The organism is Methylicorpusculum sp. (genome assembly GCF_030651835.1).
Classification (GTDB): Bacteria; Pseudomonadota; Gammaproteobacteria; order Methylococcales; family Methylomonadaceae; genus Methylicorpusculum.
This window is the reverse complement of sequence record NZ_JAUSBX010000110.1, coordinates 61,319-84,596: the sequence shown is the minus strand read 5'-3', so window position 1 is coordinate 84,596 and position 23,278 is coordinate 61,319. Positions and strand designations below refer to the sequence as shown.

General features: G+C 45.3%; 26 protein-coding genes. 23 read left to right on the top strand and 3 right to left on the bottom strand.

Going from position 1 to position 23,278, the window contains the following annotated elements:
• The first annotated feature begins 462 nt into the window (after positions 1-462).
• From Q7V32_RS14685 to Q7V32_RS14675, 3 genes are all read left to right on the top strand, one after another.
• Entirely contained in the window at positions 463-2,187 is a 1,725-nt protein-coding gene (locus tag Q7V32_RS14685) for a flagellin (protein ID WP_304897724.1), read from the top strand.
• A 120-nt stretch (positions 2,188-2,307) separates the two neighbouring features.
• On the top strand, positions 2,308-2,691 hold the full coding sequence (fliS, locus tag Q7V32_RS14680; protein ID WP_304897723.1) for a flagellar export chaperone FliS: 384 nt from the start codon (positions 2,308-2,310) through the stop codon (positions 2,689-2,691).
• A 46-nt stretch (positions 2,692-2,737) separates the two neighbouring features.
• The gene (locus Q7V32_RS14675; RefSeq protein ID WP_304897722.1) at positions 2,738-3,040 is read left to right on the top strand and encodes a hypothetical protein; all 303 of its coding nucleotides are present in this window, start codon (positions 2,738-2,740) and stop codon (positions 3,038-3,040) included.
• Here the strand turns inward: Q7V32_RS14675 and Q7V32_RS14670 are convergent.
• Positions 3,037-3,834: an inner membrane protein YpjD gene (locus Q7V32_RS14670; protein WP_304897721.1), complete on the bottom strand. Its 798-nt coding sequence runs from the start codon at positions 3,832-3,834 to the stop codon at positions 3,037-3,039. The two genes, Q7V32_RS14675 and Q7V32_RS14670, sit on opposite strands and share 4 nt — an antisense overlap.
• A 298-nt stretch (positions 3,835-4,132) precedes the next feature.
• Between Q7V32_RS14670 and ffh the strand changes: the two genes are divergently transcribed.
• From ffh to lpxA, 8 genes are all read left to right on the top strand, one after another.
• On the top strand, positions 4,133-5,488 hold the full coding sequence (ffh, locus tag Q7V32_RS14665) for a signal recognition particle protein (protein ID WP_304897720.1): 1,356 nt from the start codon (positions 4,133-4,135) through the stop codon (positions 5,486-5,488).
• A gap of 155 nt (positions 5,489-5,643) precedes the next feature.
• Positions 5,644-5,895: a 30S ribosomal protein S16 gene (gene rpsP / locus Q7V32_RS14660; protein WP_159652152.1), complete on the top strand. Its 252-nt coding sequence runs from the start codon at positions 5,644-5,646 to the stop codon at positions 5,893-5,895.
• 3 nt (positions 5,896-5,898) lie between these two features.
• Positions 5,899-6,405, top strand: a complete 507-nt coding sequence (gene rimM, locus Q7V32_RS14655) for a ribosome maturation factor RimM (RefSeq protein ID WP_304897719.1) — start codon at positions 5,899-5,901, stop codon at positions 6,403-6,405.
• 8 nt (positions 6,406-6,413) lie between these two features.
• Complete coding sequence (gene trmD, locus Q7V32_RS14650) at positions 6,414-7,175, top strand: tRNA (guanosine(37)-N1)-methyltransferase TrmD (RefSeq protein WP_304897718.1); 762 nt, start codon at positions 6,414-6,416, stop codon at positions 7,173-7,175.
• Positions 7,168-7,512, top strand: coding sequence for a 50S ribosomal protein L19 (gene rplS / locus Q7V32_RS14645; RefSeq protein ID WP_159652158.1), 345 nt, complete (start codon positions 7,168-7,170; stop codon positions 7,510-7,512). Before trmD ends, rplS begins: the two co-directional genes overlap by 8 nt.
• A gap of 84 nt (positions 7,513-7,596) precedes the next feature.
• Entirely contained in the window at positions 7,597-8,106 is a 510-nt protein-coding gene (locus Q7V32_RS14640) for a methylated-DNA--[protein]-cysteine S-methyltransferase (RefSeq protein WP_304897717.1), read from the top strand.
• Positions 8,096-8,977: a site-specific tyrosine recombinase XerD gene (xerD, locus tag Q7V32_RS14635; RefSeq protein ID WP_304897716.1), complete on the top strand. Its 882-nt coding sequence runs from the start codon at positions 8,096-8,098 to the stop codon at positions 8,975-8,977. The genes Q7V32_RS14640 and xerD overlap by 11 nt, the downstream gene beginning before the upstream one ends.
• A 5-nt stretch (positions 8,978-8,982) precedes the next feature.
• The gene (gene lpxA, locus Q7V32_RS14630) at positions 8,983-9,768 is read left to right on the top strand and encodes an acyl-ACP--UDP-N-acetylglucosamine O-acyltransferase (RefSeq protein ID WP_304897715.1); all 786 of its coding nucleotides are present in this window, start codon (positions 8,983-8,985) and stop codon (positions 9,766-9,768) included.
• A 56-nt stretch (positions 9,769-9,824) separates the two neighbouring features.
• Here lpxA and nadB read toward each other — a convergent pair whose 3' ends face one another.
• Positions 9,825-11,456, bottom strand: a complete 1,632-nt coding sequence (gene nadB, locus Q7V32_RS14625; RefSeq protein WP_304897714.1) for an L-aspartate oxidase — start codon at positions 11,454-11,456, stop codon at positions 9,825-9,827.
• A gap of 155 nt (positions 11,457-11,611) precedes the next feature.
• Here nadB and rpoE point away from each other — a divergent pair, with 155 nt between their 5' ends.
• From rpoE to Q7V32_RS14565, 12 genes are all read left to right on the top strand, one after another.
• On the top strand, positions 11,612-12,202 hold the full coding sequence (rpoE, locus tag Q7V32_RS14620; RefSeq protein WP_304897713.1) for an RNA polymerase sigma factor RpoE: 591 nt from the start codon (positions 11,612-11,614) through the stop codon (positions 12,200-12,202).
• A gap of 12 nt (positions 12,203-12,214) precedes the next feature.
• Positions 12,215-12,802 carry a sigma-E factor negative regulatory protein gene (locus Q7V32_RS14615; RefSeq protein ID WP_304897712.1) on the top strand — a complete coding sequence of 196 codons (588 nt, stop codon included), beginning with the start codon at positions 12,215-12,217 and terminating at the stop codon, positions 12,800-12,802.
• A gap of 4 nt (positions 12,803-12,806) precedes the next feature.
• Entirely contained in the window at positions 12,807-13,757 is a 951-nt protein-coding gene (locus Q7V32_RS14610; RefSeq protein WP_304897711.1) for a MucB/RseB C-terminal domain-containing protein, read from the top strand.
• Between the two features lie 302 nt (positions 13,758-14,059).
• A complete protein-coding gene (locus tag Q7V32_RS14605) occupies positions 14,060-15,463 on the top strand; it encodes a DegQ family serine endoprotease (protein WP_304897710.1) in 1,404 nt (467 codons plus the stop codon).
• Positions 15,464-15,466: 3 nt separating this feature from the next.
• Entirely contained in the window at positions 15,467-17,266 is a 1,800-nt protein-coding gene (gene lepA, locus Q7V32_RS14600) for a translation elongation factor 4 (RefSeq protein WP_304897709.1), read from the top strand.
• 43 nt (positions 17,267-17,309) lie between these two features.
• Positions 17,310-18,086, top strand: coding sequence for a signal peptidase I (lepB, locus tag Q7V32_RS14595; protein WP_304897708.1), 777 nt, complete (start codon positions 17,310-17,312; stop codon positions 18,084-18,086).
• A 42-nt stretch (positions 18,087-18,128) separates the two neighbouring features.
• Entirely contained in the window at positions 18,129-18,506 is a 378-nt protein-coding gene (locus Q7V32_RS14590; protein ID WP_304897707.1) for a DUF4845 domain-containing protein, read from the top strand.
• On the top strand, positions 18,503-19,183 hold the full coding sequence (gene rnc, locus Q7V32_RS14585) for a ribonuclease III (protein WP_304897706.1): 681 nt from the start codon (positions 18,503-18,505) through the stop codon (positions 19,181-19,183). The genes Q7V32_RS14590 and rnc overlap by 4 nt, the downstream gene beginning before the upstream one ends.
• Positions 19,183-20,064 (top strand): GTPase Era, encoded by an 882-nt coding sequence (gene era / locus Q7V32_RS14580; RefSeq protein ID WP_159652184.1) that lies wholly within the window; start codon positions 19,183-19,185, stop codon positions 20,062-20,064. The genes rnc and era overlap by 1 nt, the downstream gene beginning before the upstream one ends.
• Complete coding sequence (gene recO / locus Q7V32_RS14575; RefSeq protein ID WP_304897705.1) at positions 20,057-20,773, top strand: DNA repair protein RecO; 717 nt, start codon at positions 20,057-20,059, stop codon at positions 20,771-20,773. The genes era and recO overlap by 8 nt, the downstream gene beginning before the upstream one ends.
• A gap of 3 nt (positions 20,774-20,776) precedes the next feature.
• Positions 20,777-21,532 (top strand): pyridoxine 5'-phosphate synthase, encoded by a 756-nt coding sequence (gene pdxJ, locus Q7V32_RS14570; RefSeq protein ID WP_370691468.1) that lies wholly within the window; start codon positions 20,777-20,779, stop codon positions 21,530-21,532.
• 2 nt (positions 21,533-21,534) lie between these two features.
• Entirely contained in the window at positions 21,535-22,272 is a 738-nt protein-coding gene (locus Q7V32_RS14565) for a PP2C family serine/threonine-protein phosphatase (protein ID WP_304897704.1), read from the top strand.
• Between the two features lie 29 nt (positions 22,273-22,301).
• On the opposite strand, the gene Q7V32_RS14560 is transcribed toward Q7V32_RS14565, so the two are convergent.
• Positions 22,302-23,267 carry a sigma-54-dependent Fis family transcriptional regulator gene (locus tag Q7V32_RS14560; RefSeq protein ID WP_304897703.1) on the bottom strand — a complete coding sequence of 322 codons (966 nt, stop codon included), beginning with the start codon at positions 23,265-23,267 and terminating at the stop codon, positions 22,302-22,304.
• Positions 23,268-23,278 lie beyond the last annotated feature (11 nt).

Sequence of the window (23,278 nt, the reverse complement as noted above, 5' to 3'; positions counted from 1 at the left end):
AAAGTCTCCGCGCAGGTAAAACAAAAAAAACACCGATCATCCCCTCCAGGAAAAGTTTTTATGCTTTTTTAGTGGCATATGAAATAAAGCGGTAATTATTTGCCGCTTGCTAGGCAAGAATTTGCTGATCCGGTTTTCTCTATTCCCACTTTAATAAACTTTTCTGAAGCTGCGTTTTGCTTTTTCATATCTAGGCATCGCTGCTACAAGTACCGCAATGCATAACGGCACAGGTCAATTATAAATAGCGGGTCAAAATTTTGACTGAAAGCTGGATGAATTCTTTATTTCAATAGAAGTCTGTTTTAAGTTATTGAATTAATTTCATTAAATAAGTTTTGGCATAGCTCATGTATCTATCAGTGTGACTCAATTCTAAGCCGCATTCGCGGTGTTGGGATGAAATTACACATTAAATAGCGAAAGTTATTTGACATTGCGAATGCAAATGGGAGAAAGACTATGCCACAAATTATCAATACCAATATACCCGCGTTGACAGCACAACGGAATTTGAACAAATCGCAATCGGCTTTGCAGACCAGTATGCAGCGCTTATCTTCCGGCTTAAGGATTAACAGTGCCAAGGATGATGCGGCTGGTCTTGCGATTTCGGATCGCTTCATAGCTCAAATTAATGGTTTGAACCAGGCATCCCGAAATGCGAATGATGGCATCTCGTTGGCACAAACCGCTGAAGGGGCGTTAGACGAAGTGTCAAACGGCCTGCAGCGGATGCGGACCTTGGCGGTGCAGTCTGCCAATGACACCAACTCAGCCAGCGACCGCCAATCCATTCAATTGGAAATTGATCAAATTGTCAGTGAGATAAACCGTATTGGAACTACCACTCAGTTCAACGGCAAAAGTCTACTGGACGGAAGCAATAAGGTCTTCAATTTTCAGATTGGTGCCAATGCTGGTCAGCAATTAGCTGTCAATATGGGTGATATGAGAGCTAGCGCTTTAGGCCAACAGCCGGGCGCCGTTCAGACGGTAGGCACAAGAGTTGCCTTGTCAGGTGACGCATCTGGCAATATTGGTGTCACCACTGCAAGTAGCACGGCCGCTTCTGGAAATGCGGTAAAGCTTGGTGATGTTAATCTGAGCGTTAGAGGTGGAGCTCAGTTGGTTGATATTGCCGAAGTTCGTTATGGAGGCAGCATTGTTCAGTTTGCCAGTGGTGATCTTGTCGATAGCAATAATTTAAATTACGGCGCAGGGGTTGCTAAAGATATTGCTGCTCGTATTAATTCGATACGGGAGATGGGGCAGGTAGATCAAACTGGAAAGATTGTATTAGAAGGTGTGTATGCTACAGCTCGCACCGAATTTTCTATTGGTGACGCTACTTCTGGGGATGTCAGTGTTGCTGTTGCAGGAACCAGTGGTATGCCTTCTGTTGAGTTCTCATATGTTGGGGTCGGCAGAATTGATCATGAGGGTTTAAAAATCAATGGTGTAAGTATTGGACCCGTTGATATTAAGGTTAAGGATTCAGACGGTTCGTTGGTTAATGCTATTAATGCTAAAACTAATGCTACTGGTGTGGTTGCCAATATCGATAAGGATGGAAGGCTCAATCTAGTAGCTGAAGATGGAAGGGATATCATCATGCAGACCAAGGATGCTGTGGCGGCAAACTTGCTATTTAATGGCGGTGGAGGGGCGGTTAATGGTATTGGGGGTAATGCAGGGTATGACTTCAGATTGCCAATCGATTTAAGGGTTTCGGGCCAGGTAACTATTTCTGCTGCAGATACAATATCCGCTAGTGGTACATCAACAACTTCAATGGCTGCAATCGGTTTAGATCCGGCTGCATCGGTATCAACAGGGCGAGGGATTCAACAAAACGTTCAAGCCATCGGCACTATAGCCAATGCAGACGTCACTACAGTTCAGGGTGCAAACCAATTGATGAAATCGGTGGACAGTGCGATTAATCAGGTGGACAGTTTACGGGCTGTATTGGGTGCAGCACAGAACCGGTTTGAAATGACCATCCGAAATCTCGATAACGTGGCTGAAAATCTCTCGGCCGCAAATTCACGAATACGCGATGCCGACTTTGCGAAGGAGACGACCGAAATGACACGGAATCAGATCCTGCAACAAGCTGGAACAGCAATGTTGAGTCAGGCCAATGCGCAAACCCAAAATGTGATGAGTTTGCTGCAAGGCTAACATCGGATTTAAGTTCATAAAAAAGCCGATTTATTTCGGCTTTTTTGCTTTAAACTATTCAAGAAATGAAGCGTCTGCCGATAATTAAGGCATCGGTAAGTTACTTGAAGGAAGATCGTCATGAATATGGGTTCCAGAAAATATGCGGTTAACAGTTATAAGTCAGGAGCGGCTTCTGAAATTGATGGGGCCAGTCCGCACAGGCTAATCCAAATGCTTTATGAGGGCGGATTGCAAAAGATTGCCGTTGCCAAAGGAGCCATTCAACGCAATGAAATTGCGACCAAAGGTGAAAATATCAGTCGTGCTATCGCGATATTGGGTGGACTGCGTTCGAGTCTGGATCTGAGTCAGGGCGATATTGCCGTCAATCTGGACAATCTGTATGAATATATGGAGCGTCGTTTGCTTGAGGCCAATATCAAAAATGACGAAGAGATTCTGGATGAAGTGAGTAGCTTACTTAGAGATGTAAAATCTGCCTGGGATGCAATCAGTGTTTAGTGTTTTATTTCCGGCGCCGGCGTCAGGTGTTCTTTTTTAAGTTTATATGAATTCAGCTACCCTAGAGCAGGCGCTTGATTTAACAGAGCAAATGCTGATGTTTGCGTTGCAGCAGGACTGGGAACAGCTAAGCCAGGTCGAAGCGTTGCAGCGAGAAACGATTCAATCGTTTTTCAATCAGGGGCCGGTCCTGACTCAAAACGATCAGAGTCTCATATTAAAAATCAATTCGTTATTGGATCAGGTTATTAGCTTGAGCGAGGCGGAAATGCATGCCGTCAATGAGCAGATTACCCAGATGAAAAAGGGGCGTGCCGCCACTAAGGCTTATGGGCAAGGCGAGCCTTAATGTTTTTTGAGTATGAGTTCCAAGACCAGTTTGCTGCCGAAATAAGCCAGCAGCAGCAGAATAAATCCTATCAAAGTCCATTGTATGGCGGTATTACCCCTCCAGCCGTAACGTGAGCGTCCAATCAAAAGGCACGAAAAAATAATCCAGGCAAGGATGGAGAGTACGGTTTTATGGACTAAGTGCTGAGCAAATAAATCTTCAATAAAAATAAAGCCGGTCAGAAGCGAGGCCGATAAAAACAAAAGTCCGTAACCAATCATTTGAAATAGTAATGACTCCATTGCTTGCAATGGCGGTAATGACCGAATCAGTTTTCGGGGGTGGTGGCTGCGTAATTGTTGATCTTGAATAGCCAAAAGCGCGGCCTGAAGCGCGGCGATGTTGAGCAAGCTGAACGCCATGATTGACGTGAGTATGTGCGTTGACATTTGCCAGCTGTAGGAGACGGGCGTGAATGAGGCCTCGGGCATTGCTATTTCAAGTCCAAGCATCAACGAAGCTAATGGGAATATTACAATACCCAGTTTTTCCACCGGCTTGTCCAATACTGCAATGAGCAGAAGTAGTGCAATCGACAGTGAAATGAGAGAGGCGGTACTGAAGAAGCTGAAATTAAAGCCTTGATGTTTATCCGTGACTAACGCGATGTTGAGCGCATGCAGCAAAACACCTATCCAGGCAATAAATAAAAAGGGGCGCCGGGTTTTTGCACTAAACAAATCTTTTAATAAAAGAAAAGTAGCGGATAGATAACCTAGGATGGATAAAATACCGGTAAATAGGGCGGCCATAAGTGTAGTTGGTTTCAGGTTGTCAGTGTTTTTGTTCAGTAAAGCGAGTATGGTTTGTGATCGTTTGATTGTGGTTAGCGCAAAGCAACTTTAACACTCATGCCTTAATTCAGTTGGATCCCATTTATTTGTCCTGCAGGGTTTTGCGGTCACTGATTTTGCCTAATTACCACGGCCTTGCAATCATTAAACAAATCAAAAGGCGTATTCGTTACGTTATGTTAATATATCGAGCTGAATAGTCCTAGCGCATTTACGTATAGGCATATGACTCATTTCTGAAGGTGTAGACGCAGCCATGTTTGATAATTTAACCGATCGATTAAGTAGTACACTAAAAAAAGTTAAAGGTCAGGGAAAACTGACTGAAAGTAATATTAAAGAGACGTTACGCGAAGTTCGCATGGCGCTTTTAGAGGCCGATGTTGCTTTGCCGGTAGTAACCGATTTTATCGAACGCGTTAAAGAGGGCGCTCTAGGCCAGCAGGTTCAAACCAGTTTAACGCCGGGTCAGGCTTTGATTAAACTGGTTCAAGCGGAACTCGTCAAGGTGATGGGAGAGGCTAATGAAGAGCTTAATCTGAAAATGAACCCTCCCGCTATCATATTGATGGCCGGATTACAGGGGGCCGGTAAGACGACAACAGTTGCCAAGTTAGGTCGTTGGCTGCAGTTGAACAAAAAGAAAAAAGTTGGGGTTGTCAGTGCTGACGTCTATCGGCCTGCAGCGATCAAGCAACTGGAAACGTTGGCTAATGATCTGGATTTGACGTTTTTTGAAAGTGATATTTCTCAAAACCCGGTTGATATTGCCCGCAATGCCATTGAGGCGGCCAAGAAGAAATTTTTAGATGTTGTCATAGTCGATACCGCGGGCCGTCTTCACGTCGATGATGAAATGATGGCTGAGATTAAGGCCTTGCATGCGGCGATCAATCCTATCGAAACCTTGTTTGTTGTCGATAGCATGACCGGTCAGGATGCGGCAAATACGGCCAAAGCGTTTAATGACGCATTGCCGCTTACCGGCGTGATTTTGACCAAGGCTGATGGTGACGCCAGAGGCGGTGCTGCTTTATCAATCCGACATATCACTGGCAAACCCATCAAGTTTATCGGGGTGGGCGAGAAAACCGATGCGCTTGAGCCTTTTTATCCTGATCGCTTGGCTTCGCGTATCTTGGGGATGGGCGACATCCTTGGCTTGATCGAAGAGATTGAGCAAAAAGTTGATAAAGCCAATGCCGAAAAACTCGCCAAAAAACTGCAAAAAGGCAAAAGTTTTGATCTGGAAGATTTGCGCGAGCAGTTGGTGCAAATGCAAAAAATGGGTGGCGTAGGATCCATGCTGGAAAAATTGCCGGGGATGAGCGATATTCCGAAAGAAATGAAAGAAAAAGTTAAGGATAAGGACATAGCAAGGCAAGTCGCTGTGATTAATTCAATGACGATGAAAGAGCGGCGCTATCCTGATTTAATCAAGGGTAACCGCAAAAAGCGAATTGCCGAGGGATGCGGGCAAGAGTTGCAGGACGTCAATCGTATTCTCAAGCAGCATAAGATGATGGAAAAAATGATGAAACGATTCAAAAAAGGCAATATGGCCAATATGGTTCGTGGATTGAAATCCAATATGCGTGGCATGAAAATGTAGGTGATATATCAAGCGCTTACAATGAGTGAGCGGTTGAGCAAGATAGAGTCATATTCCGTACCAAAAGCCTGTTTAGAAATTTAGCCCTTCACATATTTCTAAAAATGCGTAAAATAGTGCGATTAATTTTTTGAATAATGTTTCGAGGAAACTAGATGGTAACCATTCGTCTTTCAAGAGGTGGCGCTAAAAATCGCCCTTTCTATCAAGTTGTAGTGACTGACAGTAGAAGTAGCCGTGATGGACGCTACATCGAACGTGTAGGCTTTTTCAATCCTATCGCCCGCGGTAATGAGCAAAAATTACAGTTGGATGTTGAGCGGATTGCATTTTGGCAAGCAAGAGGCGCACAGCCTTCTGAGCGTGTTGCCAGTTTGATAAAAAACGCAAAAAAAGCAGCCGCTTAAAATTTGTCTAAATCTTATTCAATCGATGTCGGTGAGATATCCGGCGTTTTTGGTTTAAAAGGCTGGGTAAAGATATTCTCGTTTACGAACCCTCGCGAAAATATTCTGTCCTATTCCCCTTTGATTTTAACAAAGGGTGATATCAGTAAATCCGTTGAGTTCGTAGAAGGGCAAAGGCAGGGAAAAACGGTTGTCGCTCATATCAAAGGCGTCAATACCAGGGAAGATGCTGAAGCGCTTTTGGGTTGGAAGATCTCTGTTGATCGTAGTCAACTGCCTGAACCGGATGAAAATGAGTATTACTGGACCGATCTTGTTGGTTTAAAAGTACTGACTACCGAAGGTGTAGATTTAGGTTTGGTTGATCATTTGCTGGAAACCGGAGCAAACGATGTTTTGGTTGTTATCGGTGACAGAGAACGGTTAATCCCATTTGTCATCAATGATTATGTCATCAAAGTCAATTTTGAAGACAGTCAGATAATAGTGAATTGGGATCCGGATTTTTAGCTTTAAACATGCGATTTGACATCATAACGTTGTTCCCTGAGATGGTTATCGGAGCCTCAGGTTATGGTGTGACAGGTAAAGCCATTCAGAGTGGTTTGGTTAGTTTAAAAGCCTGGAATCCAAGAGATTATACTGTCGACAAGTACCGGACAGTAGACGACAGGCCTTATGGCGGTGGACCGGGCATGGTTATGAAATACCAGCCTTTGTTCGATACGGTCAATGCCATAAAAGCCGAACAGAAGAATAAAAAACTAAAAGTGGTCTACTTGAGTCCGCAGGGACGGCCAATTAGTCAGAGTTTGTTAACTCAAGCGTCGGAATTAGAGCAATTGATCCTGATAGCCGGTCGCTATGAAGGGATTGATGAGCGCTTTGTGCAACAAGTCTGTGACGAAGAATGGTCCTTAGGCGATTATGTGATCAGCGGCGGCGAATTGGCTGCATTGATTGTGGTGGATGGTATTACACGTTTGTTGCCGGGTGTGTTGGGTGATGAAGAGTCTGCTAAGCAAGACTCGCACATGGACGGGTTGCTTGATTTTCCTCATTACACGCGACCTGAGAAAATTGATGAGGATAGCGTACCGGCGGTTTTATTGAGTGGCAATCACGCCGATATCGAGCGGTGGCGCACCAAGCAGGCCTTGGGGCGAACCTGGCTTAAACGGCCGGATTTGTTGAAAAACAAGCCATTGGATGAAATGCAGCGCAAACTGCTGGAAGAATTTATTGTGGAATTGAATAATTTAAGGTGTGGTAATGAGTAATATTATAGATGTTTTGGAAGCGGAACAGTTGAGAAAGGACATACCCGTGTTCGGCGCTGGTGATACCGTTGTTGTACAAGTTAAAGTAAAAGAAGGCGAGCGGGAAAGAATTCAGGCTTTCGAAGGTATCGTAATTGCTAAACGCAATCGCGGTCTCAATTCATCTTTCACCGTCAGAAAAATATCTCACGGCGAAGGTGTTGAGCGGGTTTTTCAAACTCACAGTCATTTGATCAGCGAAGTACAGGTTAAAAGACGCGGTGCTGTCCGCCGTGCTAAGTTGTACTATTTGCGTGACTTGACGGGTAAAGCGGCCAGAATCAAAGAAAAAATTTGATTAGGCATCTAAACACCGGAAAAAGGCAGCCTTGGCTGCCTTTTTTGTTGGCGGCAAAGCCAATTAATTTTTTATCTGACTGCCATGACATTTAGTATTGAATGGGTTGATACAGCAGAAGAGCCGGAGGCCTCTCAGCTTATAAGTCTGCCTTTTGCCGATATGAAAATTGACTGGCGGGGTGATGTAATCGTTTCTACTGACTGGCTGCTTAGTGCCGGTTCTGCAAATAAGATGCAGTCTGATTCAATCATGACGTCCGTTTGGCTGGAATGCTGGCAACAAGCGGATAAAACAAAACGCCTTAGATTACTTAAGCAAGGAACCTGCTATCAATTTAAGGTTTGGCAGGAGCTGATCAAAATTCCCTTTGGACAAACAATGACCTATAAAGCCTTGGCGATGCAAATAGGTTCAGGGGCCAGAGCGATTGGCAATGCCTGCAAAAAAAATCCCTACCCTTTTATTATTCCGTGTCATCGGGTTGTTGCGGCTCATGGTTTGGGCGGATACAGCGGGGAAACACACGGTGATTTAGTGGCAATCAAGCGAGAGTTATTGGAGGCTGAATCAATGTTTAACTATGTCTATTGATTTAATCGACACATTTCTTGACATGCTGTGGGCTGAACAAGGGGTGAGTGAAAATACCTTGTCTGCCTACGGCAGCGATTTAAGGATTTTTTCCAAATGGTTAAAAGAAAAATCACTGATAGCCGTTATGTCAGATGATATTTCAGCTTTTTTAGCCTATCGCTATAAGCAAGGTATTGGTAACCGCTCAACGGCGCGTATCCTGTCCAGTCTGAGAAAGTTTTATGGTTACCTGCTAAGAGAAAATCGGATTGTTATCGATCCAACCTCGCTTATCGATTTACCCTATATCGGCAGAAAATTGCCGATATCACTTTCCGAGCAGGATGTTGAGTGTCTTCTTAATGCGCCGGAGACAATCAATGTGCTTGGGCACAGGGACAGAACGATGCTGGAAATGCTATACGCGACAGGATTGAGGGTATCGGAGCTGGTCGGGTTAAGATTGGAGCAAGTCAGTTTCAGACAAGGTGTGGTACGCATTACCGGTAAAGGCAATAAGGAGCGGTTGGTGCCGGTAGGCGAAGAGGCCATGACGTGGCTGCAAGAATATGTTGAACGGACCCGGCCGCAGTTACTGAAAGAACGTCGTTGTGAGTTTCTTTTTGTGACGCAACGCGCTGAGGGCATGACACGGCAGGCTTTTTGGCATATTATCAAACGCCACTCAAAGCAGGCCGGTATCACTAAGGATTTATCGCCTCATACCCTGCGTCATGCCTTTGCTACACATTTGTTGAATCACGGCGCTGATTTGCGGGTTGTACAGTTGCTGCTGGGGCATTCGGACTTATCAACGACCCAGATATACACCCATATTGCCCGTGAACGTTTAAAAGACTTACATGAAAAATTTCACCCCAGAGGATAATGCGAATGGCAAAATTGATTCATCCAACCGCTTATATAGCCGATAAAGCCCAATTGGCTGACGATGTCAAAGTGGGTCCTTTCGCAGTGATCGAAGATGATGTTCAAATCGGTCCCGGCTGCCAAATAGGCGCGCATGCCGTTGTGCAGCGTTATGTCAAAATGGGATCAGGAAATGTTTTGCATCCTCACTCCGTGTTGGGCGATTTGCCTCAGGATCTTGGTTTTAAGTCCGAAACGGTCACTTGGCTGACTATCGGCGACAATAATGTATTCAGGGAGGGATTTACCGCGCACAGAGCCACTAAAGAAAAAGGTGAAACGCGGATAGGTTCAGGTTGCTATTTTATGAATAACAGCCATGTCGCGCACGATTGTGTAGTTGGGGACAATACCATATTCGCCAATAATGTCGCGATTGGCGGTCATGTCGAAGTGGGTCATAAGGTGTTTATGGGGGGGTCGGTGGTGGCTCATCAGTTTTGCCGTATCGGCGCATACGCAATCGTCCAGGGTACCACCGGTCTTAATATGGATGTGATTCCTTTTATGCTGATTGGCGGACGACCCGCCCGGCATTATCGTCTTAATACCATAGGATTAAGACGCGCCGGTATAACCGGTGATCGGTATAAAGCACTGGAAGCGGCATTTCGGTTACTAAAAAAGAAAAAATGCATAGATGAGCTTGAGGAAACTGAAGAGATTCTGCTTCTTAAAGAATGGTTGTCCGTTAAATCAAAACGGGGCGTGCATGGCTTTATCGAGCTGTCCAGAGCAGACGAACGATAAGCTTAAAATAGGATCCCCGTATCCGGTTTAGCGTTTACGGGGCAGGGTGTCCGTGCTTAATTTCGGGGGAGTAAATTGTCGGGCGTTAACAGCGTGTTTACCGCAGGTTTTGTGTTATCTGCTTCCGGATAATCCAATGTGTAATGGAGGCCGCGGCTTTCCTTGCGCTGCTGGGCGCAGCGAATGATCAACTCCGCAACAATCACCAGGTTTCTTAGTTCCAGTAAGTCACTGGTGACTCTAAAGTGACTGTAGTATTCGGTGATCTCGCTTTTGAGCAGTTCAATCCGGCGCATGGCCCGGCTCAAACGTTTATCGGTTCTGACGATGCCGACATAGTCCCACATAAAGTTTCTAAGTTCGTTCCAGTTATGGGAAACCACGACTTCTTCATCCGAATCACCGACTTTCGATTCGTCCCACTCAGGTATGGCAACGACAGCGGGTGTGGCGGCTAGTTTTTCTAAAATATCGCGACTGGCCTGTTCTGCAAATACCAGGCACTCCAGCAGTGAATTGCTCGCCATGCGGTTCGCGCCGTGTAAACCTGTAAAAGCCACTTCGCCTACAGCATAAAGATTGCTGATGTCTGTGCGGGCGTTTTGGTCGGTGACAATGCCCCCGCAGGTATAATGTGCGGCGGGGACCACGGGTATCGGTTGCTTTGTAATATCTATGCCCAGCTTCAGACACGTTTCATAAATATTCGGGAAATGCTCCAATATGAACGAGCTGGGCTTATGGCTGATATCCAGATAAACGCAATCAATCCCGCGTTTTTTGATCTCGTGATCAATGGCTCTGGCAACAATGTCTCTAGGCGCCAGTTCTTCCCGTTTATCGAATCTTGCCATAAACCGGGTGCCGTCGGGCAGGATTAACTTTCCTCCTTCACCTCTAACCGCCTCGCTAATCAGGAAAGAGCGGCCAAGCGGGTGATAAAGACAGGTCGGGTGAAATTGCATGAATTCCATATTGCCGATCCGGCAACCCGCACGCCACGCCAATGCAATGCCATCGCCGGTAGCAATTTGAGGGTTGGTGCTGTACAGGTAGACTTTGCTGGCGCCGCCGGTTGCCAAGGCAAAAATTCGGGCTGCAATTGATTTGACTTTTCCGGCTTTAACATCCAGCACGTAGGCCCCGATTACCCGGTCGGGTGCTTGGCCGCATTTAGGGGTTGTAATCAGATCAATGACGTTGTGGTGTTCAAAAATAGTAATATTCGGATGTTGCTTGGCTCGGCTGACTAACGATTCTGATACCGCTTTACCAGTGGCGTCGGCTGTGTGCACAATACGGCGGTGAGAATGGCCGCCCTCCCGGTTCAAGTGAAACTGTCTCTCCCCGCTGCTGGATTGTTCCTCGGTAAATGCGACTCCCTGGCTTTTAAGCCACTCGATCGATTCTTTGCCATGAGTGACCGTGAGTTTTACTATTTCCGGGTCGCAAAGTCCTGCGCCTGCATCCAGCGTGTCGGCGATATGGGATTCCAGAGAATCCTGCGCATCCAGTACCGCAGAAATGCCGCCTTGCGCATAAGCAGTACTGCCCTCAGATACAGTAAACTTTGATAAGATAGCAATGCGCGTATGATCAGCCAGTTTAAGCGCAAGGCTTAGCCCTGCAGCCCCACTGCCGATTATGAGTACATCATAGTTTTGTTGAATGTTGTTACTTTCTGACATTACTAATTGTTTTTTTACGAGAAGTATATAAACCCGTATAGCTCGATTGCTAAGGTTAATGGATAATAACGTTTTTTTTACCGATAGCAATTTTTTTTGCATCCATAAGAACTTGTACGGTTTGGTTTGGTCTATTTGAATGAATTTAGAATGCTGTGAAAAATAAAACAGGAAACAGCGAAGAGCTTGATCAAGACTTGGTGTTGCGCGTGCAGCAGGGTGACAAGTCTGCCTATGATTTGTTGGTGATAAAGTACCAGCATAAAATCATTCAATTGGTTAATCGTTATGTGAAAGATCAAAGCGAAGCTCAGGATGTTGCTCAAGAAACTTTTATTAAGGCTTACCGCGCACTGGGAAATTTCAGAGGCGACAGCGCTTTTTATACCTGGCTTTACCGGATTGCCATCAATACGGCAAAAAATTATTTGGTGGCCAGAACGCGGCGTGGTACTGACAGTGAACTGGATATTGATGACGAAGAACAGGTCCACAATATTAATGAGCTGAAAGGTCTGGATACGCCGGAACAGATGTTATTGAATGATGAAATTATTGAAACAATTAAATCAGCGATAGAAAAATTACCTGAAGAAATGCGCATCGCAATCACTCTGCGGGAATTTGAGGGCATGAGCTATGAGGAAATAGCTGAGGCAATGGATTGTCCGGTAGGTACGGTGCGTTCACGTATTTTTAGAGCTCGTGAGGCAATAGATAGTAAATTGAACCCTTTATTGGGATAACGGTGGTTTTTGATGATTGAAGAACTGAATCAAAAAATTTCTCAATTAATTGACAATGATTTAGACAAAGAAAGGGCGCTTGCTCTTCTTAAAAAGATGAAGCAAGACCCTGTTTTGCAGGCAAAATTAAGCCGCTATGAAACGATAGGTCATGCCATTAAATCGGATGTTTTCTTGTCTGTTGATTCTGATTTCGCAGCCCGGGTAAACCAGGCCATTCAGAAAGAACCTGTTTACTTGTTGCCCAAACGAAAGTCGTTGTTTACCCCTAATTTGAGACTTTCCGCATTAGCGGCATCCGTTGCGTTACTGGCTGTTTTGGTTTCTCAAGGATTTCTAACCTATAGTTCGTCTGAATCCCTTAATAAACCAAGTCTGCTTATTGCCTCAAACACCAAGCCAGAACCACTAAACACATTGGCCCAGGTGTCTCGGCCGTTGGTCCCATCAGACAGGCCTTTGGAAACAAAGGCGGGAACGGTTCAGCCATCCGTTTCACGTTTTGCCGAATATCTTCAAGCCCATAACAGCACCCGTTATATTGACGGGGGATTTGAGCGCCAACCTTACGCTCGAGTCGTGAGTTACAGTCAGGAATAACCCCGTGTTAAAACTGTTTAGTATTATTCTGATCCTGGCTGCGACAAATACTTTCGCGGATGAACTTCAGCCTTCACCAAGCCAAACTCTGATGAAAATGCAGCAAGCCATGGACTTGCTGAATTATCACGGTACTGTTGCTTTTCTTAGAAATGGAAAATTAAACACGCTCAAATATTCTCATGCTTCAATTGAAGGGCAAAATCAGGAGCGTCTTATTACCTTAAATTCCCCCATGCATGAAGTTATCAGGGATGCTGATAAGGTCAGCTGTTTCTTTGAGTCAACGTCCAAAGTCGTCGTCGATCACAGGCCGTCTGCCCGTTCATTTCTAATGGATTTGCCGGAGCGTATGGACGGAGTCGAAGAATATTATGACCTGACTTTTTCAGGTGAAGAGCAGGTCGCTCTTTTGACGGCAAGAGTTTTGGATATCAAGCCCAAAGATGCGTTCAGATATGCCAGGCGGATCTGGGTAGAGAAACAGCAGTTTTTGCCTTTGAAAATTGAAGTGTATGATCAAAACAACAATACAATAGAGCAGGTGGTCTTTACCGAAATGACGCTGGAAAAGTCGCTGCCCCTAGTTGATGTCAATGCCAGCTTTTCCGGACGGGAAATTCAGCATATCCATGATCGGATGCCCATGCCTTTTGATCAGGCCGGATTTGAGCTCACTCAAGTGCCAGGTGGCTTTGCCCCCCAGTTTTATATTCAGCTTAACATGAGTGATGCAGACCAGCCTGTTGAGCATTTATTGTTGAGTGATGGATTTTCATCTATTTCGGTTTACCTGGAACAAAAAAATGAAAAGATGGAATTGGGCGCTAGTTCATCCGGCACTGTTAATTCTTTCAGTCGTCTGGTGGATAATTACCTTCTTACGGTGATGGGTGAAGTGCCTCCTTCAGCTGTTAAGCTGATTGCGGAAGGGGCCAAGCTTCGCTCTGATTAAATGTGCTGAATATTCCCTGAAAAAACTATTTCTTTTCTGCTTTTTGAAAAAAATGAGATTCGAGTTCTCGCGGGCTTAACAAGCAGCGTTTTTGGATGTTTCTTTCGGCTGGTAACGAAAGAGACCGCGCAGGAAAAACTAATTTTTCATGTCAAGCCCCTTTCTAGTCATTATCATTTGGATTCTAAAATTTTAGCTGTATTCTTAGGCGACTAAATCCCCACCAAAACTGAATTAGCTGGTCTTGCCATTAATACGGGGACAGCGCTGTATTTTTTTATTTGAGTCTACCCGGAGGTTTTATGCTCAGAAATGTTTACGGAATTTTCTTGCTGTTGTTAATGGCTGCGCAATCAGCGTTGGCTCAGCTGCCTGATTTCACTGTCATGGTCAAAGAAAATGGTAAAGCTGTCGTTAACATCAGTACCAAACAAAAAATGCCTGAAAATGATATGGCCGGAACCACTGAAATGCCTCAGTTGCCTGAAGGCATTCCGCCGGAAATGGAAGAATTGTTCAAACATTTCTTTCAAGGACCGGGTGGCGGCATGGCGCCACGTGAAGCTAATTCATTGGGTTCCGGATTTGTGATTTCCAACGATGGCTATGTGCTGACTAACCACCATGTTGTCAATAATGCCGATGAAATCATCGTAAAACTATCTGATCGCCGAGAAGTGCCGGCCAAGTTGATTGGATCAGACGCCCGGACTGACGTGGCTTTATTGAAAGTAGAGGCCACCGACTTGCCGGCAGTTGTCATCGGTTCTCCGGAAAAGTTGCAAGTGGGGGAATGGGTATTGGCGATAGGTTCACCATTTGGATTTGAGCAATCAGTGACGGCGGGTATCGTAAGCGCTAAAGGCCGGAGTTTGCCGGGTGGAAATTATGTGCCTTTTATTCAAACAGACGTCGCGATAAATCCAGGTAATTCAGGCGGTCCGCTGTTTAACATGGATGGTAAAGTGGTCGGCATAAATTCCCAAATTTACAGCCGGACGGGCGGTTTTATGGGGCTTTCTTTTGCCATTCCAATGGATGTGGTGATGAATGTCGTTGATCAGATTAAAACCAAAGGGAAAGTGTCTCGCGGTTGGTTAGGTGTCCAGATTCAAGATGTTACCCGGGAATTGGCCGAGTCCTTTGGAATGAAAAGACCTGTTGGTGCGTTGGTTGCAAAAATTGTTGCCGGGAGTCCTGCAGAAGATGCTGCGTTGCAGATTGGCGATATCATTACCGAGTTTAATGGAACCCCGATAGAAATGTCCGGGGACTTACCGCCCATAGTCGGAATGACGCCGATTGATCAAAAAGCCAGTTTAACCCTGATTCGTCAAGGTGAGAAAAAAACAATTCCCATCAAAGTAGGCTTATTACCTGAAGAAGAAAGCGAGCAGCCGGCTGAGAAAAAAGAAATCAAGCCGACTAATCGTTTGGGCATTTCAGTAACAAATTTAACCGATCAACAAAGAGAGCAATTGCAAGTCATCAAAAACGGCGTTCTAGTTGAGATGGTTGCCAGAGGGCCTGCATCGCAAGCGGGTATTCAAACGGGTGATGTGATTTTACGGATCAATAATAATATCGTCCGTGATGTGGCCGATTTTGATAAGATAGTCAGTCAACTTTCTGCCGGGAAATCAATTGCAGTTTTGATCCAGCGTCGCGGAAATCCGGTATTTTTAGCAATTAAACTAGACAAGTAACCAGTGGATTTAAAAAATATAAGAAATTTCTCCATTATTGCGCATATCGATCACGGAAAATCGACCTTAGCAGATAGGTTTATCCAGATTTGTGGCGGACTTACAGATCGGGAAATGGGTAATCAAGTGCTTGATTCGATGGATATCGAGCGCGAACGCGGCATTACCATCAAGGCACAGAGCGTGACTTTGTTTTACACTGCTAAAAACGGTGAAACCTATCAGCTTAATTTTATCGATACGCCCGGCCATGTGGATTTTTCTTATGAAGTATCACGCTCCCTCGCTGCGTGCGAGGGCGCTTTGCTGGTTGTCGATGCAGCGCAAGGTGTTGAAGCCCAAAGTGTAGCCAACTGCTACACCGCTATCGAGCAAGGGCTTGAAGTCGTACCTGTGCTTAACAAGATTGACTTGCCTTCTGCCGAACCGGAGCGTGTCGCTGCCGAGATTGAGGACGTTATCGGTATTCCTGCTGATGCGGCTTTAAAAATCAGCGCAAAAACCGGAATCGGTGTTGAAGATGTTTTGGAACAGATCATCGAGCTGGTTCCTTCTCCCAAGGGCAACGAGCAGGGCCCCTTGCAAGCGCTGATTATCGATTCATGGTTTGATAGTTATCTTGGCGTAGTATCGCTGGTCAGAATATTTAACGGCAGTATCCGCAAAAAACAGAAAATTACGATCATGTCTACGGGCAAGTCGTTCCTGGTTGAGAAAGTCGGCGTATTTACGCCAAAGCGTCAAGAGCGGGACGAGCTTAAAACCGGTGAAGTCGGTTTCATGGTAGCCGCTATCAAGGATATTTACGGCGCTCCGGTAGGCGATACGATTACCTGGACCGATAATCCTGCCGATGAGCCTGTTGCCGGATTCCAAAAAGTTCAGCCGCGGGTTTTTGCGGGGCTTTATCCGGTCAGCTCAGATGATTATGAAGATTTGCGTGAAGCGTTGAATAAGCTAAGGCTTAATGATGCAGCGTTGCAGTTTGAGCCTGAAACATCTCAAGCGTTGGGTTTTGGGTTTCGCTGCGGCTTTCTTGGCATGCTGCACATGGAGATTATTCAGGAGCGCTTGGAGCGCGAATATGATGTGGACCTTATTACCACATCACCCACGGTAATTTATGAAGTGACCACGCATAACGATGAAGTTTTGATGGTGGATAATCCGGCAAAACTTCCCGATACCGGCACTGTCCGGACCATCAAAGAGCCGATCATTCGCGCAAATATACTGGTTCCCCAGGATTATTTGGGCGCAGTGATTTCGCTGTGTATTGAAAAGAGAGGGTCGCAAAAGGATATGCAGTATGTGGGACGTCAGGTTTCACTGCATTATGAACTGCCTTTAAGCGAAGTGGTGCTGGACTTTTTCGATCGTTTAAAGTCGGCAAGCCGTGGTTTTGCGTCGTTTGATTATGAGTTTCTCCGGTTTCAAGAAGCCGATTTGGTCAAGTTGGACATATTGATCAACGGTGATAAAGTGGATGCCTTGTCCATCATCGTGCATCGGGAAATGAGTCATATCAAGGGTCGCGATCTGGTCGAAAAAATGAAAGAATTGATACCTCGCCAAATGTTCGAAGTAGCCATTCAAGCAGCAATAGGTTCCAAGGTTATTGCTCGATCCACAGTAAAAGCGTTGAGAAAAAATGTCACTGCCAAATGTTACGGAGGTGATATAACGCGCAAAAAGAAACTGCTCGAAAAGCAAAAGGCCGGCAAAAAAAGGATGAAACAAGTCGGTAATATCGAGATACCTCAAGAAGCTTTTTTAGCTGTGCTTCAGGTTAATAAAGAGTAATTTTCGCCAAAACCATTTTCCTATCATCACCTATCAATTAAACATGGATTTCGATTTCTCTTTTTTTTTGCTGATGGCTACGGTTGTAACAGGTGTTATCTGGGGCGCTTATATTTTGCTGCTCAAATTCACGCACACAGAACCGGTTCCTGAAAACGAACCTCTGATTGTCGAATATGCCCGATCTTTTTTTCCAATCGTATTAATCGTTTTGGTGCTGCGTTCGTTTTTAGTGGAACCTTTCAGGATTCCATCAGGTTCCATGATGCCGACCTTGTTAATTGGCGACTTTATTCTGGTGAACAAGTTTACTTATGGTATTCGGTTGCCTGTTATCAATACCAAAGTCATTGACATGAATCAGCCTGAAAGAGGAGATGTTGTCGTCTTCAGATACCCAAAAGAGCCGGCTGTCGATTACATCAAGCGGATCATCGGTTTGCCGGGTGATAAAATCGCTTATTACAATAAAAATCTTTACGTCAACGGTTCGCCGGTTCAGCGCGTTTCCCTGGGCATGTATCACGGGGTCGGTCAAGGCCAGTCAATGACCGGTGCTGAACATTTTGAGGAAAACCTTCAAGGTGTTGAGCACAGTATTCTGATACATAATGGCGCGCCTTCGGTGGAAGGTGTTTATGTCGTTCCGGAAGGGCACTTCTTCGTCATGGGTGACAACCGCGATAACAGTAACGATAGCCGTTACTGGGGGACTGTTCCCGAGGAGAATCTGGTTGGCAAGGCCTTTTTTATATGGATGAGCTGGGATTGGCAGAATAAAGGCATTGGTTTTGACCGCATTGGTACAGTGCTTAAGTAAACTACACTTAATGAGTTTTAAATCTGACTCAGGAGTTTTCTAATGAACTTGTCATCTAATCGCGAAAGCGGTCTGACCTTAATAACCTTGACACTGTTGCTGGGCTTAATTGCCTTTATTACGTTGCTGGTTTTAAAAATTGCGCCGATTTACATCGACCACAGCAAAGTGAAAAGTGCTTTGACAGGGGTAGAGCAGATGGAAAATATTGAGACGGTGACTAGGGAAGAGGTATGGAGTTCTCTGGAAAAGCGCTTCAACATGAATTATGTAACGGATGTAACAAAAGACAATGTCAGGGTGACTCGCCGTGGCGGTTATTTAAAAGTTGAAATTGAATATGAAGTCGTTAAGCCCATCGTCGGCAATTTGAGTGTGCTGGTAAATTTTTATGAAATTATTGAGGTAGGGCAGGAGTGATAAAAAACCCGGAAGTGCTTTGTAAAAAACTGGGCCTTAAATTTAATGATCCTCAGTTATTTGTCATGGCGCTGACGCATCGAAGTGTAGGTGCGAGAAATAATGAACGATTAGAGTTTTTGGGTGATGCCATTTTAGGATTTGTCGTTGCCGAGAAACTGCATGAGATTTTTCCCGAGGCGAGTGAAGGCGTGCTAAGCAGGCTCAGGGCCAGTCTTGTGAATCAGTGTTCTTTGGCAGATGTGGCAAGAAAACATAATGTCGGTGATTATCTTATTTTAGGCACCGGTGAATTAAAAAGCGGTGGGTTCAGGCGCGATTCTATTTTGTCGGATGCTTTTGAAGCCATTATCGGTTCTCTTTTTAAAGACCAGGGCATTGAGGTGTGCAAACAGTGGATTCTGACCATGTTTGACGAAAAGTTTACTTGCCTGTCGCTGGAGAACTGGCAAAAAGACCCTAAAACACAATTGCAGGAACTGATGCAGTCCAAAAAACTCAGTCTGCCCGAATATACGCTTTTATCCATGTCAGGTTTGCCTCATGAGCAAACATTTAAAGTCAAATGCTCTATCGATTTGACCGATAAATTCTCAGTTGGAAAAGGCGTTTCAAGAAAGAGAGCAGAACAGGATGCCGCTGAGCAAATGTTGATCTTACTAAAGAGAGATAATTAATGAATTGTGGCTATGTCGCTTTAGTCGGTCGTCCTAACGTTGGTAAATCAACATTAATGAATCATCTTCTGGGGCAGAAGATCAGCATTACTTCAAGAAAACCACAAACAACCCGGCATCGGATTCTGGGGATTAATACCACCGATGAAGGTCAGGCTATCTATATGGATACGCCGGGTATGCATAATAACGAGAAAAAAGCGCTTAACCGTTACCTTAACAGAACAGCAGAATCCACGTTGGCGGGTGTTGATGTCGTGGTCTGGTTGATCGATGGTTTGGCGTGGCAGGAATATGATGACGTTATTTTTGCCAAATTAAAGCAAGCCGGTCTGCCTGCAATCCTCGCTGTCAATAAAGTGGATAAGGTTAAGGATAAAGACACGATGCTGGCTTTTTTTGCAGAAGCTCAGGCGCGGTTTCCATTTGAGCATATCGTTCCTATCTCCGCGCTTAAAAACACTAATTTGCAGATGCTCGAATCCCTGATCATGAAATTATTGCCGGAGAGAGAGCTCATCTATCCGGCAGATCAGATTACAGATAGGCCGGAGCGGTTTCTATGCGCTGAAATTGTCAGGGAAAAGTTGACCCGGCGATTGGGGGATGAATTGCCTTATGCGCTCACCGTTGAGATTGAGCGCTATGAAGAGCATCCCACTCTGTCAAAAATATATGCGATTATCTGGGTAGAAAGGAACTCTCAAAAATCGATAGTCATCGGCAAGCAAGGCGAAATGCTTAAAAACATAGGCACCGATGCGCGCCATGACATTGAGCGTCTGATCGGGCAGAAAGTGTATCTGCAACTTTGGGTCAAGGTTAAACACGGTTGGTCTGATAATGAGCGTGCATTACAGAGTTTAGGATTTAATGAGTGAAAGGCTCGTCTCTCTGCAGCCAGGCTTTTTAATCCGGCATTGGCCTTATGGTGAAACAAGTTTACTTGCGGACGTTTTGACGCGTGATTTTGGCCGGATTTCTTTACTAGCCAGAGGCTTGAGAAAACCAAAATCCAAACTGGCGGGCGTGCTGATGCCGTTTGTGCCGTTGCTACTTTCCTATGGTGCCGGGCGCGGTGAGCTACATTATTTGTCCCATGCCGAACATCAGCACAGTGCGTTTGACAGTCCTCTTCAAGGTAAAGCGCTTTTTTGCGGATTTTATATCAACGAACTCATAACGCATTTTCTGCATCAATCCGATCCCCATCCTGAAGTATTTGAGCTTTATCAGCAGAGTCTTATGTCTTTGCAAAATGGCGCTGAAGTAGAAAGCTGTCTGCGCTGTTTTGAGGTCAACTTACTGGAGTTGGTGGGCTATGGTTTGGACATACGCTATGACAGTCAAACCCATCAATTGGTAGAGGCCGATAGAAAGTATCATTTCAGCGTTGAGCAAGGGCCTAGGGAATCGGTTTACGGGGAAATCAATGGCACCACTTTGCACGCTTTGCATTCTCGCCAGTTCAAAGATAAAGAATCGTTACTGCAAGCCAAAAAAATCATGAGAATGGTGATCGACTTTCATTTGCAAGGCAAGTTGCTTAAAAGTCGGGAGACCATTGCTAAAATCATTAAACACATGTGAAGAATGAAAATTACAACTATTTTGCTGGGCGTTAATATCGATCATGTAGCAACTTTAAGGCAGGCAAGGGGAACCAAATACCCGGAACCTATTCAGGCCGCTTTGATAGCAGAGCAGGCGGGTGCGGATGGTATAACCGCGCATCTTCGAGAAGATCGTCGGCATATACAGGACAGGGATATTTACTTGTTGAGTGAGATGCTGCACACTCGCTTGAATTTTGAAATGGCAGTCACTGATGAAATGGTGGCTTTAGCGATAGATGTTGCGCCGGCCGCTTGTTGTTTGGTTCCGGAAAAACGTGAGGAATTAACAACGGAAGGGGGTCTGGATGTAATCGCCAGTCAACAAAGAATGGCAAAAGTGTGTGGTACGTTGGGTAATGCGGGCATTGAAGTGTCTTTGTTTATAGATCCTGAGCTAAGGCAAATAGATGCTGCGCTTAAAGCGGGAGCTCCCGTTGTTGAATTTCATACCGGCCGTTACGCAGATGCCCGCAATGCAGTGGAACGGGCAGAAGAATTGGCAAGAATACGGCAGGCGGCGGCCTACGCCCATTCGGTGGGTCTTCAGGTGAATGCCGGTCATGGCTTGAATTTCGCAAATGTGGAAGCCATCTGTCGAATACCTGAAATCGTTGAATTGAACATTGGCCATGCGCTGATTGCACAGGCCTTATTTTCCGGCTTATCCAAGTCAGTGGCTGATATGAAACAGTTGATGAGACAGGCTCGCTTGGAAAGCCTCTCTACGAAATAGATATGAAACTTGTTTGCTATCAATTAACGTCTGCCGGCGACCGCGAGTCTAATCAAGATGCAATGGCGCATCAGATTAACGAGGACTACGGGCTTTTTATAGTGGCAGACGGCTTGGGCGGCTATCAATCAGGCGAAAAAGCGGCTCAATTTCTATGTCAGGCTATGATGCAATTGGCCGAGCGATTCACTGACAATATCCGTTCATTTCCATTGGATGTGTTATCGGCTTGGGTCGAAGATGCTGTTGATGAGATGAAGCGTTTATTCGGAAATGATCCTACTGCAGATGAAGCGCATACGACCTGTGCCATATTATTTGTCAATGACCGGTTTGTTTTGACCGCTCATTGCGGCGACAGCCGGGTTTACCGTATGAGTCCGCGCAAGGTTATCTGGCGTACCCGGGATCATTCGGTGTTACAGAAATTGCTGGATCAGGGCGAGATAACAGAAGAAGAGATGGGCTTGCATCCTGAGCAAAATCAACTGACGCGAAGTATCAATATTGCGAAAAGTCATCCTGTTGAAGTCAATCTTTACCCGCAGATGGAGCCAGGTGAAACCTTTGTGTTGTGTACCGATGGTTTTTGGGAGCACGTCAAACCCATGGAATGGCTACAATTGGCAGAACCCGCCAGCGGTCGTGTGGAATTAGGTAAGATGGCGCGCTTGTCAGTGCTGAGAGCGAAGGGTAAGAGTGATAATGTGACCGTTCAATGGGTCAGATGTTTAGCGTAAGACCTTCCATGGTCCTGATTGGCCTGAGATTAATGAGTAGCCAGACCGTGTTTTTGGATACGATAAAGCAGCGTGTCTCGGGAAATACCCAATAGTCGGGCCGATTTGCTGCGATTGCCATTGGTTCTTGATAACGCCTGATGGATTAAATCGAGCTCCAGGTCTTCCAGTTTGATTCCGGTTGCAGGTAGCGTGAAGTCGGCATTGGACGGTTCATTAAAAATGGGTGTGCTCGCTTTGAATTCATGCGGCAAATTTTCTGGCTCAATCGTCCTGCCTGCCAGCAAGATGCTGAGGCGTTCGCATAAATTGCGTAGTTCGCGTATGTTTCCCGGCCACGAATAGCCTTTCAGAGTTTTTAATGCCTGTTTGCTGAATTTAGGCGCTGTAATGCCGTGAGTTTCTGAAAAGTGATTAAGAAAATGACGTATCAGTTTTTCAATGTCATCAGTGCGTTGAGAAAGAGGAGGTATGTCGAGTGGGACAACATTCAGGCGGAAATATAAATCGCGTCTGAAATCGCCTCTTTCAATCTGCTGCAACAAGTCATTATTGGTGGCTGCAATGATTCTTACGTCAACAAAATAAGGTTTAGTGTCGCCGACTGCCAAGCATTCGCCTGTTTCCAGAAAACGCAGTAATTTGGCCTGTATGGCTAAAGGCAGGGAATTGATTTCATCCAGAAATAAAGTGCCGCCGTCAGCTGCCTGGAATATGCCCAGCTTGTTGCCGGTTGCGCCGGTGAAAGCTCCTTTTCTGTGACCGAATAATTCGGATTCAACCAAACTTTCAGGGAGAGCACCGCAATTGATGGTGATAAAAGGTTTATTGGCCCGGTTGCTTTCTTTTTGAATCGCTTTGGCAAGAACTTCTTTACCGGTTCCTGTTTCTCCTTTGAGAAGTACAGTCACGTCGGTAGCGGAAACCATCTTGGCGCTACGAATTAAAGATTCGAGTGCAGGAGACTGACCAATAATAGAATTAAAATGATCCACTGGAACCTCGA

Excerpts from the sequence above, each read along its gene's own strand:
- Q7V32_RS14590 (WP_304897707.1), top strand. The coding sequence starts at position 18,129 with ATGAACTTGTCATCTAATCGCGAAAGCGGTCTGACCTTAATAACCTTG.
- Q7V32_RS14675 (WP_304897722.1), top strand. The coding sequence starts at position 2,738 with ATGAATTCAGCTACCCTAGAGCAGGCGCTTGATTTAACAGAGCAAATG.
- nadB (WP_304897714.1), bottom strand. The coding sequence starts at position 11,456 with ATGTCAGAAAGTAACAACATTCAACAAAACTATGATGTACTCATAATC.
- Q7V32_RS14565 (WP_304897704.1), top strand. The coding sequence starts at position 21,535 with ATGAAACTTGTTTGCTATCAATTAACGTCTGCCGGCGACCGCGAGTCT.
- Q7V32_RS14640 (WP_304897717.1), top strand. The coding sequence starts at position 7,597 with ATGACATTTAGTATTGAATGGGTTGATACAGCAGAAGAGCCGGAGGCC.
- lpxA (WP_304897715.1), top strand. The coding sequence starts at position 8,983 with ATGGCAAAATTGATTCATCCAACCGCTTATATAGCCGATAAAGCCCAA.
- era (WP_159652184.1), top strand. The coding sequence starts at position 19,183 with ATGAATTGTGGCTATGTCGCTTTAGTCGGTCGTCCTAACGTTGGTAAA.
- Q7V32_RS14670 (WP_304897721.1), bottom strand. The coding sequence starts at position 3,834 with ATGGCCGCCCTATTTACCGGTATTTTATCCATCCTAGGTTATCTATCC.
- ffh (WP_304897720.1), top strand. The coding sequence starts at position 4,133 with ATGTTTGATAATTTAACCGATCGATTAAGTAGTACACTAAAAAAAGTT.
- fliS (WP_304897723.1), top strand. The coding sequence starts at position 2,308 with ATGAATATGGGTTCCAGAAAATATGCGGTTAACAGTTATAAGTCAGGA.
- Q7V32_RS14685 (WP_304897724.1), top strand. The coding sequence starts at position 463 with ATGCCACAAATTATCAATACCAATATACCCGCGTTGACAGCACAACGG.
- lepB (WP_304897708.1), top strand. The coding sequence starts at position 17,310 with ATGGATTTCGATTTCTCTTTTTTTTTGCTGATGGCTACGGTTGTAACA.
- recO (WP_304897705.1), top strand. The coding sequence starts at position 20,057 with ATGAGTGAAAGGCTCGTCTCTCTGCAGCCAGGCTTTTTAATCCGGCAT.
- Q7V32_RS14605 (WP_304897710.1), top strand. The coding sequence starts at position 14,060 with ATGCTCAGAAATGTTTACGGAATTTTCTTGCTGTTGTTAATGGCTGCG.
- pdxJ (WP_370691468.1), top strand. The coding sequence starts at position 20,777 with ATGAAAATTACAACTATTTTGCTGGGCGTTAATATCGATCATGTAGCA.
- rplS (WP_159652158.1), top strand. The coding sequence starts at position 7,168 with ATGAGTAATATTATAGATGTTTTGGAAGCGGAACAGTTGAGAAAGGAC.
- rpsP (WP_159652152.1), top strand. The coding sequence starts at position 5,644 with ATGGTAACCATTCGTCTTTCAAGAGGTGGCGCTAAAAATCGCCCTTTC.
- trmD (WP_304897718.1), top strand. The coding sequence starts at position 6,414 with ATGCGATTTGACATCATAACGTTGTTCCCTGAGATGGTTATCGGAGCC.
- xerD (WP_304897716.1), top strand. The coding sequence starts at position 8,096 with ATGTCTATTGATTTAATCGACACATTTCTTGACATGCTGTGGGCTGAA.
- Q7V32_RS14615 (WP_304897712.1), top strand. The coding sequence starts at position 12,215 with ATGATTGAAGAACTGAATCAAAAAATTTCTCAATTAATTGACAATGAT.